The sequence below is a fragment of the Pseudoalteromonas luteoviolacea genome, from assembly GCF_021654285.1.
GTDB classification, from domain to species: domain Bacteria; phylum Pseudomonadota; class Gammaproteobacteria; order Enterobacterales; family Alteromonadaceae; genus Pseudoalteromonas; species Pseudoalteromonas luteoviolacea_J.
Map to the genome: position 1 here is coordinate 150,505 of NZ_JAKFZS010000002.1, position 18,504 is coordinate 169,008.

An 18,504-nucleotide genomic window follows, 5' to 3' on the forward strand; every position below is an offset into this window, starting at 1 on the left:
ATTTCTTTAGGGACGATTTGCTTAAAATATGTCCAAGGATAAATCAATCATGATCTTTTATAAATTAGTGCGTGACAGTGGCGCTATTGTGGTTGCGCTGTGCAGTGAATATGCGCAGCGCCATAAAAGTTGTAACGCCCGCAACCAATGCGCACAGAATATGGTGTAGCACTAAATGGCTGACAATAAACGTGGGAATATCTTCAATGCCATCGATAAAAAATGCCTTTATGAGTAACCCGATGTAGGCACTTAAGTGCCCAAACAAAACCACGAGATATATTTTGTTGAATTGACTTTTTGTTTGCTGCTCTATTTTCAAGGGCGCATATTTAATGACTAACAGCGCGAGCATTGCGAGCAAAATACTGATTGCACCCAAGCCTAACAAGGAAGTCTTCACTAATACAATTACTAAAATATAGGCCAATAACATTTTCAAACTACCCTTAATTCATCACTGTGCGATGCTATGCCAGAGCACTTTTATTTGTCTATCTGAATTGCTTTGAGAGGTCATCAGATTTTATTTGCGAATCGTATTGACTCATTCCATTGAAGGGTACATAGTAACCATTCTTCTTCACAGGATAATAAGAAATAACCATGAATTTGCTTTCCAATACACAACTCAATTGCAAGTGGCACTCTGTCACATGGCTAAGTGTGTAGCGGTTTAGCACTTTTCTAACCGCGACGATGAATGCGGTTAGCTTATCTTGAATAATTCACCCCATTTATCGTCCTTTTTTAACAAGGATAAATAACAATGCCCGTGCAATTGTCTTATGCATTTGTCGTTTTAATTTGGTCTACTACACCTTTGACTATTGTCTGGAGTAGCTCGTCTATGGCGCCGACGACAAGTGTATTACTGAGGATGGTCATCGCTTTGATACTTGCAGCTGTTGTAGTGACACTCTGTAAAATCAAAATGCACTGGACAAGCACTGCTTGGCGCTTATATGCCTACTCAGGTGGGGGGATTTTAGCTGGCATGATGCTTTCATACTTGGCATCTAAAACGGTTCCTTCTGGCGTCATTTCATTAGTTTTCGGATTGGCTCCGATTATATCTGGTGTATTGGCACAGAAGCTTTTGGGAGAGGATAAATTTACCAAGGTAAAAAAATGTGCACTTGGCTTGGCGTTAGTGGGCATGTTTTTAGTGTGTTTTACTCAACTTAAGGAATTAAAGATTGAGCCTTTAGGCCTGATATATGTTTTATTTGCCACTATCAACTTTAGCATTAGTGGCATTCTAGTAAAACGAGTAGAGATAATGATCCACCCGATGGCCACAACCTTAGGGTCCTTAGTGATTGCGGTGCCAGGTTTCTTGGTTATGTGGTTGTTAGCTGGCGCCCCATTTGAAGTTGATAATTGGAGCGAAAAGTCGAAATGGTCAACCTTATACCTTGGTATTTTTGGCTCGTTCTTTGGGTTTTTAGCGTATTTCCATATTTTACAAAAGATGAAAGCGAGTACCGTAGCGTTGACGACCTTAATCACCCCAGGGCTGGCCATGACATTGGGAGCACAGGTTAATGATGAGCCGATTACACCGTTACTTTTGGCTGGCACCATTATTATAATTTCAAGTTTGGCGCTATATCAGTTTGGAGGCCAGTTAACTGGCTTGTTTAGGGTCAATAAAAATACATCACAAATAAAATTAGATAAATGATCTGTATAAGTTTACTTAAAATTTTGTAATTATATTGACTCAAACTGTTTTATTTCAAATAACATGAAATTCATACCTAAAAGAAATAACAGGTTTAATTTATATTACAATTTGTGGTAGAAATAGTAACATCGGTAAAAACTATAATTATAAGCTCAGGGACAATGAAACTAGCATTCGAAGATTTTCAATTTGATATTCAGGCGCTCACATTATCAAAAGATGGACGAAAAATTTCTCTAAAAGAGAAGCCAGCGCAAATATTGGCTCTGCTGATCACCCAGCCAGACAAGATCCACAGTAAGGTCGAGATATTAGAGGAAGTTTGGCCAGGTAGGACTGTCACAGAACAGGTTGTATTTCAAAATATTGGTCACTTAAGGGCTTTATTTGGTGACGAAGCCATAAAGACTTTTTCGAAAAAAGGCTATCAGTGGCAGCTGCCGTGCGATCCTGTTGAAGCCAAAGCGCAAAGCTCTTCTGCAAGTCAAGACAATACACCGAGTTCAAGATTAGAGTCAGATACAGCCAATGAAGTAAAACAAGTTAGTGTTGGTCAGTCAGCTAAATTACCATGGATGATTATTGTACCAGCACTGCTTGCAGTTGGTGTCTTCGGTGGCTATTTAGCGTTTGCTTAAGAGGTGCCAATGTACTCGTGATATGTCTATGTGAGATCTATTACAATAGAGTGTAAATGAGGGGAGGCATGGCGCTGACTTTTCATAAATTATATGTTCCTTATTTATAGGTAAAAAATAATTACTCAGCTGGTTAAAGTAGCAATTTGAATTTATTTTGTCTCAATTATAACTTTTAGCATCGAACTTAGTTTGAGTTCTTTTGCCAAAGTTAAGTATAAAGGCGTAATATTAGGGCATGTTTGACCTGTTTTTGTTGGTGCCTTTAAGCTAGCCTGCATGCTAGTCTATTTTGACCAAAAAGGAGTGTTATTTGACTACGATAGCATACCATCACTCAACACAAGTCATTTGTGTTGATAGCTTAACTACCACATCACAAAGCATCGTGACCGACGAGGCACAAAAGTGCCAACGAGTTTATAATGGGTTTGTTTTTGCTACGGGTAATTGTACCGAAATCTACCACTTGCTCAGTAACTGGAAAAAAAACTGTTTTGAGGCGATAAGTTGCACTTTTTTCTTCATCAACAAACGTGATGAAGTTTTTTATGGTGAGATCCGTTATGGAAAACGCTTTTTAGAGCCTTTGCAGATGAATTGGGCGATTGGTTCGGGGGCTAATTGGGCCATTGCTGCAATGGATTTTGGAAAAAGTGCCATGGAAGCTGTCCAGTATGCCTGCAAAAGAGACAAATCAACTGGCGGCACCGTGTATAGTTTTAGTCTAAAAAATACATCAAAATGGTTATCTTTTTGTTCAGCTAAACAACAAGTAAAGTTAATGCCTGATGCTAATGTTGTTTGAGTACTCAAAGTATACCTGCTGAATTCGTGCTGTGGTAAGAACCTAGCTCAATTGTCTGTTTAATTTTTTTGTAGAGTAACTTTAAATGACGACACTATATATTACTGGCGCTGGTGTAAGCGCCGAAAGTGGTATTCCTACCTTTAGAGGTGAGGATGGATTCTGGACAATAGGCAGCCGTAACTATACACCGCAGCAAATGGCGACACGAGCCATGTATGAGCAAAATCCAGCTGAGTTTTTAAAGTGGTATTATCATCGCTTTGTAACATATCGACATCATGGTCCAAACGAAGTACATCATTGGTTGGCTGATAGGTTGTTGATAACACAAAACATCGATGGGTTAGATGGCAAAGCAGGCAATGATGATTATATCTCCATCCATGGTCGGATTGATAAAATGACCAAATACCATGTTCAAGGAGAAGACGTAGAGATAGACACAGCACCTTGGGATTTAGTCGATGAAAATAATTTAACGACATCCTTGTTAGAACTTTTTAAAATTTCTAGTAAAGGGCCGGAGCTAAACGTCTCTTTGAAGCCTTTTGTACTGCTATTTGATGAGTTTTATACTGATTTATACGGTATTGGTAGAGCCCAAAGACGTATGTGGGATGCCAGTGAAATAGTATTCATGGGCACCTCTTTTAGTGTCAATATAACGCAAATGGCCCTAGATATTGCACGTCATAAAGACATTCCCGTTGAGGTTGTCGATCCAGATCCAACTCATATCTTGCATAGTAAAGTTAAGTACTTTCCTATGACTGCAAAGGAATATATAGAGTATGGCAAAAATACCTGAGTATCATTGGGTTGCAGAGCTGGTGACTCAGCGACTCGTACTGAGACAGTGGCAAGAAAAAGATAAAGACCCTTTTGCACAAATGAGTGCAGACTCCGAGGTGATGCGTTACTTTCCTGCTAAATTAAACATCGATGAAAGCAATGCGCTGAGTGATAAAATTGCAGCACTGATAGCTGAGCGAGGTTATGGCTTTTGGGCTGTGGCGCTGTGTGGAGGTAAAGACGTGACTGTTACTAGCCCAAGCACGGACCAGTTTATTGGCTTTGTCGGTTTACACTGGCAAACAAGGGTAAATCCAAATCAACCTTTTATGGAGATAGGCTGGCGATTACATCGTGATTTTTGGGGCAAAGGGTATGCATACGAAGCTGCTCAAGCGGCACTGAAATTTGCGTTTGAGGTACTGTCTTTGGAACAGGTGTACGCGTTCACGGCTTTGCAAAATAAGCCATCGCAGCAATTGATGCGACGCTTGGGTATGACGAACTTAAATAAAAACTTTGCCCATCCTGATTTACCAAATGGGCATGTTTTACAATCGCACTGTTTATATGCAGTGACGCGTAATGAGTTTGAGAATAAGTCATTAGTGTAACTGACACACTTGGTTGATATCGACTTGATAATAGCTTGCGACAATCAGTAGTGTTTGATTTTGTGTATTCAGCGTGATGTTACGGTTTTTCAATGCAGCTTTGACATGCAATAGATTATCATGGAGTGCAGGCGTATTGTCTGATTGCTCAGCTTCGATTAACGCAAATAGGGCGGTGAGCTCATGCTCAGGTAGCGGTTGTTCATTGAGAGCATAAACAAAATAACACTCCAGTGGCGTTAACTTGTTTTGATTACGTACACGCAGTGTCTTAGCCAGTGATTCATTACGTTCAAATAATAATAATGAACGAATGAAGTTAAACGGAGGAGGCGATTGCTCTGTATTGGCAAATAAGGCGTGTAGAAACGTATTGCCCTGATGATTTGTCTGTGTGAATGACTCTGATGCTTGCAGTGCGGGCATAAAAAAGTTCACTCTATCATTGTTATTCAGCCCAGCAATAATCCCTGAAGGCAGACCATGCGCTGCGATACATTGTGCAGCGATATTCTGATAATCGGCATAGCGGTTGGGCTGCGACTCACCTGTTTCGTAGCAAAACTTAAGTTGTGCAGCACGGCCTTTGTCATCTTGCGCTTGATAGGCTGTGAGTATTTTTGACAGTGCTTTGCTTCGAATAGCTAAGATTATCTCAGCAATGGCTTGGTCTTGATTGTTTGATGCCTGTGTCATGAATGTTTATCTCCTAGCAGCGATGCGATGACTATCCTAATCTTACTCTTTTTTTTACGTCATAAAAACTCGCGAAACAGCGCTTAGCTTGAAAAAGATATACGGTGGCCACATAGCAATATGACAGTTTAACAAAGGACTAATGAATATGGACTGGCAAACTCGCGTGCTACTCATGCTTTGCATACTCGGTGTCGTTATACTTATGTATCGCGCGGTGCGTTGGGCCAAGAAAATGCCCAAAGGCGCTTTTTTATTTATGGCTTTAATGCCTTTAATTGCGCTATTTCCAATTCCACCGCCACAATTTAAGAATATAGCTAAAGCGAAGCAAGAGCAGCGGAAAAAGCAAAAATCTGAAGAAGATTAATGCATCATTTGATATTTAAAAATAACAATTAAAGAGAGCCAAAGTATGTCGGGAGAAACCAATTTATCGGTGCTGCTAGCCAGTATGGAGCCTGTTTTATCTGCGCAGCTGTATGTCTATTGTGTTGTATCGGAGCGTCAACTAGCGCACCTTTCACTGAGTAAAATACACGGTATGTTCCGAGAAAAAGAGGGGATCACGGTGATCACCAGCAAGGCGTATGCACAAGAGGCGGATATTAATTATCAAGGGGATTATCGCTGTATTACCTTAAATGTGCATTCTAGTTTAGAGGCGGTTGGCCTGACTGCCGCATTCGCAACAGCATTGGGGGAAGAAGGACTCAGTGCGAATGTCGTTGCAGGGTATTATCATGACCATATTTTTGTACAAAATGAATGTGCTGATAAGGCTTTGCAGTGTTTAATTAAGCTGTCGCAAAGTCAACAAGGGGCGTAGTTTTTATAAAAAAGGCTGCCATCGCAGCCTAGCAAGTTGGGATAAAGTAGGGGGTTTAATCTAGTGTCAGTACAATACGCCCTTGAATATCGTTTTCTAGCATCTGATCAAAGACTTGATTGATATTGGCAAGAGGTTGCGTTTGCACAATGGCGCGTACCTTTCCTGCCGAGGCAAACTCAAGACACTCGATGAGATCTTGCCGCGTTCCGACGATACTGCCTATTACACTGATCCCTTTTAATACCGTATCAAAGATAGGGATCGGCAGTGCATCATTGGGTAATCCAACCAGCACGCATTTACCGCCGCGTTTGACGCTTTGATATGCACTGTCAAAAGCGCTTTTTGAAGCAGCAGTACAGATAACCGCTTGCACGCCGCCATAGTTTGACTGAATATGAGTAGCTGGGTCGGTTTTTTGATAATCGATGTAATGATCGGCCCCAAGTTCTTTGGCCAGAGCAAGCTTATTGTCACCCGTATCCACAGCAATCACATTTAAGCCCATGGCTTTAGCGTACTGAATTGCTAAATGCCCAAGCCCACCAACACCAACAATAGATACCCATTGCCCCGGCTTTGCCTCACTGATCTTAAGTGCTTTATAGGTTGTAACGCCAGCACAGAATAAGGGAGCAGCTTCGACAAATCCTAAATTAGCGGGAATTTTTACGACATAGTTGGCGTCAGCTAAGCAATATTCCGCATAGCCACCATCAACTGAGTAGCCGCTATTTTGCTGCTGAGGACAGAGGTTTTCGTCTCCCTTTAAGCAGTGCTCACAATGTCCACACGCTGTGTGTAGCCAAGGGATCCCTACCTTGTCACCAATGTTTAAATGGTGGACATCATCCGCTTTTCTTTCAATGACGCCAACACCTTCATGGCCGGGGATGAGCGGCATCTTGGGTTTTACGGGCCAATCGCCATGACAGGCGTGTAAATCGGTGTGGCATACGCCACAAGCCGCAATTTTAACTAAAATTGTCCCTGGTTGGATTTGTGGCTGTGCAACAGTCTCTATGCACAGCGGCGCTTTAAATTCATGAACAACGGCTGCTTTCATAGTGGGTCCTTTCGTAAATAGAAGACAATTGATTGTGCTGATATTGAGTGTATCTAGTTTTGCACTGCCAGGGTTGATCCGGCGCAATATTTAGCGCTTGATGGCATGGATATTCTTTTAAGTTTACGTTCAACGTGAAATTGTATCTCTGTTTTGTTTTCTGGCTCTGCCTTACAGTGGGCATAACCTAACTGATATAGCTCATGCCAGAGTATAAGAGGAATTAAACTGAAGGATTTAACGCAAGGCATGATACACAAGCATCTGCCCTTCATGAGTTTGCCCATTATGATGGGTATGTTGGTGCATACTTTAAACTTTATGGTTGAGCTTTACTTTGTGGGAAAAGTGGGCAGCGCCGCAAGTACTTAATGTGGGTATGGGTACTTTGATATCTTATGCTGTAGGTAGAAAAGATAGACAGCATGCTAATATTTTGTTTAACAAGGCGTGTTCATATCCATATTATGCATGGCTAGTACAAGCGGTTATCAGTCATTTTTTACTTAAAAGTGAATTGTACAAAAAGGGCCTGAAATTGGTGTCCATCAGTGAATTCAAAGCAAAGTGGCCACCACTATATAGAGCTAAAGATACACCAAATAAATCAGCTTCATTGTGACCCTTCAGCCCCTCTGACTTGAAAAATAAATTCACTGCCTTGACCAAGGCGGCTATTTACTTTGATTTCGGATTTAATCAGCTCGATGAGTCTTGCCGTGATGGCAAGGCCAAGGCCTGCATGAGATTTTTTACAGCCACGCGTATTACTCGCTTGATAGCGCGCTTCAAAAATATACGGCAGTTCTTTGGGGCTGATCCCAACGCCTGTATCTTGCACGGCAATGCTGTAAGCTTTTTCGGCGGCACAAATTGAGATACAAATATTGCCTTTTGCAGGGGTATGACGCAGCGCATTTTCAATTAAATTGCTGAGAATTCGTTCTAACTTTGCAATATCAGAGTAAACGGTAAAGTCGCATTCAACTGGGTACACACTTAATGATATATCTGCTTTTTGCGCTTTTAATGCGAACTTAGCGAGTACGTCATAAACAAGCTCGCCCAGATTAAACACTTCAAAGTTGACTTTAGACTGTCCTGATTCTAAATGAGCAAGTTCAAAAATCTGATCGATGAGGCTCTTTAACTGATTGCAGTTTTTAAGCGAAATCGCGAGGTATTCTTGCTCGTTGTTGCCCGTCGGAGGTTTTTTTTCTATAAGCTCTAAATACCCTTGCAGTGACGCAAGTGGCGTACGCAAATCATGTGATAGATGTGCTAACAGCTTGCGACGTTGCTCATCTATGGCTGTAAGCTGCGTCATTTGCTGATTTATCTTTGCCAGCATGCTGTTGACACTTTGCCCAACCAGATGAATTTCGTTGTGTTTGGATGGCCAAGCTAATGGGTTAATGGATTGCATATCAAAGTCATTTTGTTCAACTTTTTGAATAAATTGGCTGAGACGTTTTAGTGGCTGAGTCATAGTACGAAATAGCAGCAACAAAATGGCAAACAGAAAAACGGCCATGGCGATTAGCCAAGCAATGCTCTGTGCTAATTGTTCAGAGCTTTTAATATGCGCGCTGATAGAATCCGCAATCGACGAGCCGATAATGACATATAGGTATCCTTGCAGCTTGTCTCCGTTATACACGGGGGAGACTGAAAATATTTTGTTTTGCTCAACTGAACGCGGGTCATCACCATATACGGGCAGCTTAGTCGGTTCATTAATAAGCTGAATAAGCGGCCTTAAATCAATAGACTGTCTTTTTACTTCACCGGGTTTTGCTGAAAAAGTAAGTAGCTTGCCACTGGGATCAACAAAGTAAAACTCAAAAGCTGGACCAAGCACCATCAGTGTATGGAACAAGTTCTCAAGTGCTTTGTAATCATAGACGCCTTGCTTAAGTAGCGGATTATCTTGCGCTAAATGTTCAGCAAGCCCTAAATGTAATTGTTGCTCCGCTTGGGCTCTGGAAATAGAAGAGAGGTTTTGCGTCCAGAACACAAACGCAGAGACTGTGAGCATGAGTACACCAGTAATGACGAGTGCAAGGCGGTGATAGAGTGAAAAGGTCATAACCTGTCCTGTTGCAAAGGCTTAGAATTGAGTTTATAGCCAACGCCCCAAACGGTTTCGATGATCGCTTGGTCTGTGAGTTTTTCTATTTTGGTTCGTATGCGATTAATATGAGAATTGACGGTGTGTTCGTAACCTAAGTGGTCGTAGCCCCACACAGACTCTAGCAATTGCGCACGGGAAAATACCTGATTGGGATGTTTGACGAAAAATAGCATAAGCTCAAATTCAGTTGCGGTCAGCTCCAACAGCTTTTGATGTAAAGATACTTCGTGGCAGTGCGGGTCAACATGCAGATCGCCGAGTTTTATTGGAGCTGAAATACCTTTAGGTATTTCAATAGATTGCTGAGCTTCTAACAGCTTAATGTGTCTCAACTGTGCTTTGATACGAGCTTGAAACTCCCGATAGCTACAGGGTTTACATATATAGTCATCGGCTCCCATTTCTAAACCAATGACGCGGTCCATCTCGCTGCTTTTTGAAGTTAACATGACAACACTGATTTTGGGGTGGAGTGTTTTTATTTCTCTGCACAATGTTAAACCATCGACGACAGGTAGCATGACGTCTAGCAATACGATGGCATAGTGTTGCTGCGCTAGTTGAGCCATTACACCTTCTCCAGTCGCAAGGTGATCAACTTCAAGGTCAAGTTCGTTTAAATGTACTTGTAGTAAACGAGCGATGTCTAAATCGTCTTCGACAATGAGCACACGTTGATGCATAGCCTAACCTCCTGCTCGTGCTTATTACACAAGCAAACACGCCCCAGCTACTCGGTTGCCGGGGCGAGTAGGAGGCTATTTGGTTCTCATAATGGTTACTGACATCAGCGGGTTGTCAAATTTATGAGCACTGCTTAACACAGAGTTCGTCAGACCATCGTCTTGACCGACAACACCAGGATGCATGGCAACCTTGTTCAGTTCTTCTCTTTGCGCATTAAATCCTTCCCCATTATCAGCAGGGCCAGGAATGGTGCCACTGGTTTCTGAATTCGCTTCAGTACCTGCGTCATACGCATAGGTGACATAGTGCATCTCGTCACCTACAGCCATAGAAGACACATCTAAGGCATTAAGACCGGTAAAGCCGTCATTTGTATTCACCATCATAGTAAATAATGATAACTTTTGTTCATCCAGTGACGATTGCGTTAACATAAGCTCTGTTTTTGCCCCAGGTGGTAAAACCCCTTCTCCAGACACTTTACCCTGCACGACGCCCAAGGCAAGCAAATCACTGTTGTCTCCACTTTCAGCCATTTTTTCAAGTGCTTCACTGGCTGGCTGGCCAATTTCCCATAGTTGTCCTTCTTTATGCAATACTACACCTACAGGGGAAAGAGGTTGGGCATAAGTCATGTTTGTCACAGTGACTTTTAACATGGCCTCGCTAGGCTCCGGATCTGGTGTCGGGTCCGGCGTTGGGTCAGGTGTTGGGTCCGGAGTTGGAGCTGGGGTTGGATCAGGCGTGGGAGCCGGTGCCGGACTTTCAACGACTGTCATTGGTTCATCGTCATTATCACTACAGGCAACTAGAGCCAGGCAAGCAATCGGTATAATCAATTTAGAGAGTTTCATGATAGCCACCTTATTTTACTGTGATAGTCACTTTAGCAACAGGGTTTAACCAGCGGTGTACCGTATTGTGTAAATCACTGTTACCACCTGTTGCATTATCATCGCCCAGGTTGCCTCTATGAATGTGTATCATTTTATTTTCCTCTTCAGTCGTTACACCACCGCCGTTGGTGCCTGGTGCAACACCTGGGGAGGCTGGAATACCGAGTACGCCAGGCGCACCGGAATCAGCTTCAAGACGTTCATCATTAGCTTCTGTACCTGCATCATAGGCGTTCAAATAGACATGATAGGTGCCCGCTTCAGTTGGGATCTGCCAGCTATTGAGCCCTATAAAGCCATCGTTGGTCGGCAGCATCATGGCCACGATAGACAGCTTATCGTTGCCATCAGTGGTTTCTAAATCGGTCATTGTACTTGTCACGGGCGCGAGTAAGCCTCCAGCAGGGTTAAGGGCAGTATTCGCATTTATGCCTGTCAATATGGTGTTAAGGCCATCCAAGCTGCCGCCTTCGGCCATGGCTTGTAGCTCATCGGATGCTGTGTCTCCAACATTGAATAACATGGCATCCTTGGTGTGCGCAGTAATGAGTAAAGGGGTGAAGTATATTCCTTGGGTTAGGTTAGTAACCTTAACTTCAAGCGAGGCTGCATGTGCAGCACCGGAGCTAAGAAGTGTGCCTGCGATGAGTGATAGAATACGTGTTTTCATAATTGGCTCTTGTTGTTTGTAATTGACAACACTAAGCATGCAGGGCAATTATTGCGAAAGCCTCCCTCAATTATCACAAATTTATCACAGTAAGATCATTTTTTAATGCAAGCCAAAAAATCAAAACCAGCCACTTGGGCTGGTATTGGCAGTTAAAATTTACCGGCTGGCGGCCATTGAGGGTTGCATATTTCATCTTCTCCCACGGCCGTTGGTGCTTCGGCTGTGATGCTTGATGGGGTATCTTCTTTTGGTATACACACCTCAACAACATAGTTGGTGTTGTCGTGCTGGCGAACTTCTTCTAGTGCAGTGAGCAGTTGTTCTACAGAGGTAACTTTGATCCCTTTACCACCAAATGCGTCCGGTAACTTAGCGATGTTCCAAGAAGGCAGATCATTATAGCTATAAACTGTGTTGAGTAGTTTATCTTGGTAATCTACCGGCGGATCACGAAATGGATTTGGATTTACAAGGTATTGCTCGATACCATAGATACCGTTTGCCAAGACAAACACAACGGTATTTTGCCCGTATGCATGTTGATCGGCCACCGCTTGACAGGTTTCATGAAAGGCGCCATCGCCGACCACTACAATGGAGCGTTTATCAGGGTAAGCACATTTTACGCCTGTGCCAGCTGGCACAGAGTAACCTATCGATAACCAGGCGGCTTGTGCAACAAAGCCATTTCGCGAGGGAATTTTAACTTTTTGGGCACCGATCAGTGGGAAGCCGGCATCCACAATTAAAACATCCTCTTCTGAGAGCCAGCTGCTGATTGCAGAGAAAAAGCTATCATAGCCCAATTGCTGCTCTGGCGTAGGCATACTGCTTAGTGGCATTGGTTTGCGAATGCCGCTCAGTTGGGCTGGTTGTTCTTTAGCTAGTTTTTCAAAGGCCTCTGTGAGGTATAACAAATAGTCTTTAAGTTGGACCGATGGATAAAAGTCAGCACCCACATAGACACCTTTATGCGCCGATAATATAGTGTTGCTACTACGAATATCTTGATTGCCGGTATCTTTACCCGTTGTCCATGCACCTATACCGACTAACACGCCATCTTCACCAACCAGATCTTTTACTTCAGATGGGGAGAGTGTCACACAGCCTTCAAACCAAGGGTGTGTTTCAGCAATGACGGACTTACTCAATGCAGAGGTTACAAAATGTATCTGTCCATCGGGCATGGCATGATGGCGGTTGATAACTTCCATTAAATTGAGAAACTCATCTTGCAATTCGAGTCGTTGCAGTTCAATGCCAGCCCAAAATATGCTTTTTGGTTTTGATAGCATTAGCTGCAAGGTTGCTTCGGCAGCTTGTTTGGCACAACTGACCGTAAGCGTATCATTTTGCCGCTCTCTGATCCGCCCCTGTGGCCTTTGACATGGGCTACGCCAAATATCCTCAGTGACCTCAAAGTAGATAGGGCGCTGCTCACTGAGCAATGCTGTTAATGCCGAGTCGATTTGATAGGGGGCTTGTAGTGCATTGGTAATGCGCTCTGCGGCCACCGTGACTGGACGAAACATGTGAATATCGACAAACTCATATCCTGTGGTGTGGGAGTAAAGCAAGCCTTGGCACTTTGATATTTGGTCTTCTTTATTGGTGGGAGCACCATTGATTAAAATAACCGGAACTTGCTCGACATAAGAGCCAGCGATGGTATTGAGCAGGCTAAATGCACCCACGCTGTAAGTCACATAAGCGGCGCAGGGGCCTTTGAGTCTGGCATACGCATCAGCGGCAAACCCCGCGCAAATTTCATTGGCATTGCCCTTAATGGTGATGGGGGATTGGCTGTCGGCTAAAATAGTATCGAGTAAACCTGCGGTGTAATTGCCGGCGACGCCAAACATGTGATCAACGCCAATTTCTTCCAGCCGGTCTTTGAAATAGTCTGCTACCGTATATTCTTTGAAACATGAACTCATAACTAAATTCTCAGATTAGTTCGCAAAAAAGCGGCTCAGCGATTTGCTTGGCCGCCACGTTGATACTGCCGATTACTTGGTATCGAAGTAGCAAAGGTCAACACCGATAACACTATCAAAGTCTTGTGCTTGGTCTATTGGTGCTGCATTTGCTGAGAAGTTAGTTTCTATATATTGATTGATGAGTTTACTGGAGTTTTCTTCATAAATTGCTTTGATTGCATCCGCTGCATGAATGTTGGTATTTTCAAAGTACACTTGGCTAAATGGTTTCAAACCAAAGCTTTTTTCTAATGCCAAATCAGTTGAGCGCAATGCGCCTTCGACCCAGCCCTGATAATCAGAGAAAGCTTCACCACAGGTATATAGGTTGGGCAATGGTTCACTGAGTGTTTCCATGACTTCTTTATCATTGGCACCCACTGCCCATTGGTGAACGCCATAACCAAATTGTCGGCTTGCTGGGATATCAAACTTGGTACTACCTTCCCAAATGCGTGCACTGGTCAGGATCGGCTCTGGTACGTAATGGGTATTAAATATTTCTTTGAAGAATTTTGTTGCCTGAGCCACAACCGCTGTCGACGCTGGATAGATATCACCTGGGACATCTTGCACATAGTGACTTTGATTCGGGTGGTGGTAAGTCTCGCCAATGTTTTGCAAGTTGCTCCAGAAGTTGATATTTAAATAGTCGCAATAGATGGTTAATGCGGCAGGTCGCTCGTATTTGTCATTGCCGATACGATCCAATTTGGCTTGTACATCTTTTGAAGGGTGCGTTGTTCGCTCTTGGTACATCAGCGCTGCGGCCAATTCATCATTGACGGCATAGAAAGGATATACTGAACCGGTGGGTAAGTCGGCAAAGTTAGGGCCGAACTCAACGGCAGGCCTACCAGTAGTACCACGACCCCACCATGCAGAGTCATAATACAGGTTAATTTTTAGCAGCGGCTGGTTGCTGGCTGATTGCAGGGTGTTCCAAAGTTGCTCAGATTTATCTTTGTCGAGTTGGTTAAATGCATTGGAGCGAACAAATAGTTTTTCAAGTGCAAGCCTAGGTAAGCCTAATATCACTTTTTCTGCTTGCACGACTCCTGTGTGTATTTTTCCATGTTCATCAGTGTGACTATAGTGTAATGAATACAGTCCAGATTCTTCAGTAAAGTCGATTTCTTCAATATTGGTCTGTAAGTGAATATTATCAGTGCCGACTTCTTGTACGAGTTTATTCGGTAATGTACTAAAGCCGTCTTTAAAGGTTTTAAATTGCACATTAGCAGGGAAGTCTTCTAGGAGTTGATACGCAACCCCCGCGTTCATTTGCGATAAGAAGGTGCCATTGAAGCCAAGTACACGATAGAGCATATTTATACACTCTTGTGAATAACCCATATTGGTGTACAGGTCCCACAAGGTCCATTCATTTAGCGTTTGTCCTTGCCACTTACATTCTAATCTAAAGGCTTGCCAAAATTCTGGGCCTCTGACTTCGGGACGTTGCTGAAACTGTGGGTTAGCTTCTAATATGCGATTAAACACGACATTAACGATGTCTTTTGGGTTCACACCTTGCTCAGATTGGTCAAGGTTATATAAGTGTGACCAGATAGCATAATTATCTTGCTGTGCGTCTGTCACGCTAAAGCTTTCACCGCGAAAGAATAAACGGTTATTTCCGCCACTGTTCATCGGAAAAGGAACGATGTCGTTTTGTAAGTTGAGCTTTAAAAATAGCGCCATTAGATCGTCCATCCCATCAAACAAGAAGCGCATGCCGCCTTGCTCTTCTTTAACCGTGATGGTTTTTGGCTGATCTGAACGCAGATTATTAAATTCGATGAGATCAGAGTCTAAACGTCCGCCTGTTCTATTTGAGCGTTCAAATATAGCCAGATCTTGAACTTGTGCTTCTTGCTGTAATCGCCAGGCACTATATAGACCTGACATGCCCGCGCCAACAATGGCAACTTTTACTTTTGAGGGGAGGGGTTTATCCGTGATCTCTTTGCCAAATGTGTAATGTGTCATAGTTTTTCCTTAGCCTTGATGGTTAAGTCTACTTTGGCAGACGACTACTCTTATAAACGACTACTGCGACTGTGCTGCAAAAGCAGATAGTTAAATCTGCGATTTACATAACGTTTTACATTTATTATGTAAGTTGTTTAATGGCCCAATAAACTGCTACTGCACGGCGCATTTAAATAATTAAAATTAAATGTAGCACAAAGGTTAACTTTGTGATGGTAAGGTTGAGTATGCTCCTCGATTTATTAAGTGAATAAACCTGCGACAAACTATGTTGACTGAAGATTATCTTATGACGCTTGAGTGCATTTAAACAATGAGGCAAACTATATGTAAAACAATTGGTTATATTGAATGTTTGTGAAAGCCAACCTAATGGTGTGATGTCATGCGCTTTAAAATAGATAACAAGGAAGTCGATCTCGTTCGCGGAGTGGCTTATACCCTAGACGCACAGCAACGAAAGCGGCATGAGATACGTGCAAAAACCTTACAAGTTTTGACTGTATTAGTTGAAAACGCTGATCGTGTTGTAACTAAGCAAGAGTTACTCGAAATGATTTGGCGCGATTTAGTCGTACAAGATCAAGTGTTGGTGCAGTCGATAAAAGAGATACGAGATATGCTCGGCCCCAATACGATTAAAACCTTTCCTAAAAAAGGTTATCGATGGGTAGCAGAGATAGAACGCATTCAAAAGCCAGTTCAACTTAAAGCGCTTATTCCGATGCGTATCTTGGCGTTGGCCTTTTTAACGTTGATATTAGTCATTGGCTTGGCACATTATATTTTAGATAAATCCAGCTCACAGCAGTTGCCTCGCGTTGCGTTTTTACCTGTAGAAAATAATATGCCAGATAGACTGCATGATTGGGTGCCTATAAAGGGCATGGATCACCTTACCTATGGTCTCGCTCAACAAACGGAGTTACCTGTAAGTGATACTGACGATGTGTTATTGGCCGTTGAGCATTTACAGCAACGAGATCTGCAAAATACGATGCCTATAGCACAGCTGGTGTTTAAGCTTCAGCAAAAGCTCGGAGCACAATTGATAGTCCAAACTCGATTGACAGGTTACCCTGAAGATTTACAGTTACATTACACACTGCATTCTCAACATGGCCCCCAGCAAGGGGTAATTTTGTCCCACAGCGTCGATGATGCACTAAATCAATTAATCAGAGCATTGGCAGAAAAGTTTGGTCAACGAGAAATAACTGACGGCAGCCATTATCAAGGTGCGTTCAGCAATCAAGCTTTTGCAAAAGGAGTGAATGCATTTTTAAAGCGCGATTATGAAGCTGCCATTGTATTGTTTCAAAGTGCGTTAGTTGAGCAACCCAATATGTTAGCTGCAAGGCGGTATTTGGCTGGCAGTTTGGCCAACACTTACAAGTTGCCCGAAGCGATTAATTTGCTTCAAGGTAGTTTATTGCTAGAAGATAACTCAATCAGTCAAAAAGAGCACTTACGTGCCAATTTATTAATAGGGTACCTATTGATCCATTGGCCTCAAGGTGACAACAGGCAGCAAGAATTAGATTTAGCAGAGCAGTACATAGCGAAAGCGAAAGGGTTAGCTCAATCCAGTCAAGACAAGTTATTTATTGCGTATTCATATGAAGAGCTGGGAAAAATTAAGCGTTTACAGGGCCAATATAGTGAAGCGACAAGATGGCTATTGGCTGCGCTTGAATATCACCAGAGCTTCCATGGTCGCTATGGGCAAACCGCCGCTTTGATTGAGCTTGCTAAAATCGCCATAGCACAAGAAGAGATCAGCGAGGCCAAACTCTATTTCACCAAAGCGATGCAAGTTGCAAATGAAAGTAACGCCAGCCCAAATCAAATTTGGGTATTGTTAGCACAGGCTGACATGTATCGCGATTTGGGGCAAAAAGCACGTGCGCATACAATGGCGCAACAGGCGCTAGATATCGCCCACCTAGCGGATAGCCCGCAACTCATTGCCAGAGTGCAGGCTTGGTTTGCTCATGTGCCTATTCACACAGTGAATTAAAGGCTACAGTAATCCGCCTGTTTGGGGCGCCAGTCAGGCACGGTATCACGTTGAGCAACGTTAGATTTTCTGAGTTGCTCTACGGCTTTTACAACGGCTGTCGGCTTAACCACCTGATCTTTTACAAAATAGACCCAGTCTACATCTTGGTAGTATTGGCGCATTTGTGTAGATTGCACTAATTTATTCGGGTCAAACCATTGGTTAAAGTTAATTGACATCGGCACTTCTGGGTATACGTCGGCACCATGCTCAGCGAATAAGTGGCCGTTTATATAATACTTGAGGGTATTATTAGCGACTTGCAAAACCAGTGTGTTCCAGCCTTGTAGTGACTCGATATGATAGTCATATGCGTTGACCTTGGTCCAAGGCGTTAATTGAAAGGTTTCCCAAGAGGTAGCAAACAAGGCAAGACGCTCGGTCCCCCAGCCACCATTGGGTAGATATTCAAAATCCATTTCACTGTAGTTTTTATCCATCGGTGCTTTTAAAGGACTAATGGCGTAAAACGTTTGTATGACGGCGTCCCCATCTGGTCCATATTGCGGCGCGTCATTAAAATAGACTCGTGCAGCATAGGTTCCCTCTTTATATTTTCGATTGTGGCAGACTTGTGTGTGGCGTGTATTCTCTGCTGTGCCATCAGTTTTTGCGGTAATGCGCATTACTGTATTGTTGTGATTGATAGGGTCTGGGTGGAAAGTAACCCCTTCTTTCCACCAAGTTGCGTTTTTAATGCCCGGGTGGCCGGTTTCATCACGAACTTGCCAACCATTTTTTTGTGCATCAGAGAACTGACGATAACTAAAATCATCAAACATGATCTGAGGTGAGTTTGCATTTGCGACAGGGGATGTGGCACAAATACCCATCGTACCCGCAACCAATAAGCCAAGTTGTGCTTTTATTAATATTTTGTGTGTCAGCATCGAGTTTACTCCATTTTCTTGTGTTTGGAGTAGCTTGTTGCACAGG

Annotated in this window: 18 protein-coding genes; 8 read left to right on the top strand and 10 right to left on the bottom strand. The window is 43.0% G+C overall.

Going from position 1 to position 18,504, the window contains the following annotated elements; genetic code table 11:
• Positions 1–64 precede the first annotated feature (64 nt).
• Positions 65–403 carry a hypothetical protein gene (locus tag L1077_RS02020; RefSeq protein WP_237135386.1) on the bottom strand — a complete coding sequence of 113 codons (339 nt, stop codon included), beginning with the start codon at positions 401–403 and terminating at the stop codon, positions 65–67.
• A gap of 366 nt (positions 404–769) precedes the next feature.
• On the opposite strand from L1077_RS02020, the gene L1077_RS02025 reads away from it, so the two are divergent.
• The 5 genes from L1077_RS02025 to L1077_RS02045 all read left to right on the top strand — a co-directional run bounded on the left by L1077_RS02025 (position 770) and on the right by L1077_RS02045 (position 4,545).
• On the top strand, positions 770–1,687 hold the full coding sequence (locus L1077_RS02025) for a DMT family transporter (RefSeq protein WP_237135387.1): 918 nt from the start codon (positions 770–772) through the stop codon (positions 1,685–1,687).
• 164 nt (positions 1,688–1,851) lie between these two features.
• Positions 1,852–2,328, top strand: a complete 477-nt coding sequence (locus L1077_RS02030) for a winged helix-turn-helix domain-containing protein (protein ID WP_237135388.1) — start codon at positions 1,852–1,854, stop codon at positions 2,326–2,328.
• A 313-nt stretch (positions 2,329–2,641) separates the two neighbouring features.
• Complete coding sequence (locus L1077_RS02035; RefSeq protein WP_237135389.1) at positions 2,642–3,136, top strand: proteasome subunit alpha; 495 nt, start codon at positions 2,642–2,644, stop codon at positions 3,134–3,136.
• Positions 3,137–3,221: 85 nt separating this feature from the next.
• Positions 3,222–3,947, top strand: coding sequence for an SIR2 family NAD-dependent protein deacylase (locus tag L1077_RS02040; RefSeq protein WP_237135390.1), 726 nt, complete (start codon positions 3,222–3,224; stop codon positions 3,945–3,947).
• Positions 3,931–4,545, top strand: coding sequence for a GNAT family N-acetyltransferase (locus tag L1077_RS02045; protein ID WP_237135391.1), 615 nt, complete (start codon positions 3,931–3,933; stop codon positions 4,543–4,545). The genes L1077_RS02040 and L1077_RS02045 overlap by 17 nt, the downstream gene beginning before the upstream one ends.
• Here L1077_RS02045 and L1077_RS02050 read toward each other — a convergent pair.
• Complete coding sequence (locus L1077_RS02050; protein ID WP_237135392.1) at positions 4,537–5,241, bottom strand: hypothetical protein; 705 nt, start codon at positions 5,239–5,241, stop codon at positions 4,537–4,539. The genes L1077_RS02045 and L1077_RS02050 overlap by 9 nt on opposite strands.
• Before the next feature lie 148 nt (positions 5,242–5,389).
• Here L1077_RS02050 and L1077_RS02055 point away from each other — a divergent pair, with 148 nt between their 5' ends.
• Positions 5,390–5,611 (top strand): hypothetical protein, encoded by a 222-nt coding sequence (locus tag L1077_RS02055; protein WP_237135393.1) that lies wholly within the window; start codon positions 5,390–5,392, stop codon positions 5,609–5,611.
• Between the two features lie 45 nt (positions 5,612–5,656).
• The gene (locus L1077_RS02060; protein WP_237135394.1) at positions 5,657–6,070 is read left to right on the top strand and encodes an ACT domain-containing protein; all 414 of its coding nucleotides are present in this window, start codon (positions 5,657–5,659) and stop codon (positions 6,068–6,070) included.
• 55 nt (positions 6,071–6,125) lie between these two features.
• Here L1077_RS02060 and adhP read toward each other — a convergent pair whose 3' ends face one another.
• The 7 genes from adhP to L1077_RS02095 form a co-directional block, all read right to left on the bottom strand.
• Positions 6,126–7,139, bottom strand: a complete 1,014-nt coding sequence (gene adhP / locus L1077_RS02065; protein WP_237135395.1) for an alcohol dehydrogenase AdhP — start codon at positions 7,137–7,139, stop codon at positions 6,126–6,128.
• A 613-nt stretch (positions 7,140–7,752) separates the two neighbouring features.
• Positions 7,753–9,228: a sensor histidine kinase gene (locus tag L1077_RS02070; protein ID WP_237135396.1), complete on the bottom strand. Its 1,476-nt coding sequence runs from the start codon at positions 9,226–9,228 to the stop codon at positions 7,753–7,755.
• On the bottom strand, positions 9,225–9,956 hold the full coding sequence (locus L1077_RS02075; RefSeq protein ID WP_237135397.1) for a response regulator transcription factor: 732 nt from the start codon (positions 9,954–9,956) through the stop codon (positions 9,225–9,227). The genes L1077_RS02070 and L1077_RS02075 overlap by 4 nt, the downstream gene beginning before the upstream one ends.
• Before the next feature lie 75 nt (positions 9,957–10,031).
• Complete coding sequence (locus L1077_RS02080) at positions 10,032–10,814, bottom strand: spondin domain-containing protein (RefSeq protein ID WP_237135398.1); 783 nt, start codon at positions 10,812–10,814, stop codon at positions 10,032–10,034.
• A gap of 10 nt (positions 10,815–10,824) precedes the next feature.
• Entirely contained in the window at positions 10,825–11,526 is a 702-nt protein-coding gene (locus L1077_RS02085; RefSeq protein WP_237135399.1) for a spondin domain-containing protein, read from the bottom strand.
• A 152-nt stretch (positions 11,527–11,678) separates the two neighbouring features.
• Positions 11,679–13,469, bottom strand: coding sequence for an alpha-keto acid decarboxylase family protein (locus L1077_RS02090; RefSeq protein WP_237135400.1), 1,791 nt, complete (start codon positions 13,467–13,469; stop codon positions 11,679–11,681).
• 72 nt (positions 13,470–13,541) lie between these two features.
• Complete coding sequence (locus L1077_RS02095; RefSeq protein WP_237135401.1) at positions 13,542–15,503, bottom strand: FAD-dependent L-amino acid oxidase; 1,962 nt, start codon at positions 15,501–15,503, stop codon at positions 13,542–13,544.
• 388 nt (positions 15,504–15,891) lie between these two features.
• Between L1077_RS02095 and L1077_RS02100 the strand changes: the two genes are divergently transcribed.
• Positions 15,892–17,526: a winged helix-turn-helix domain-containing protein gene (locus tag L1077_RS02100; protein WP_237135402.1), complete on the top strand. Its 1,635-nt coding sequence runs from the start codon at positions 15,892–15,894 to the stop codon at positions 17,524–17,526.
• Here L1077_RS02100 and L1077_RS02105 read toward each other — a convergent pair.
• Positions 17,523–18,458: a glycoside hydrolase family 16 protein gene (locus tag L1077_RS02105; protein WP_237135403.1), complete on the bottom strand. Its 936-nt coding sequence runs from the start codon at positions 18,456–18,458 to the stop codon at positions 17,523–17,525. The genes L1077_RS02100 and L1077_RS02105 overlap by 4 nt on opposite strands.
• Positions 18,459–18,504: the final 46 nt, after the last annotated feature.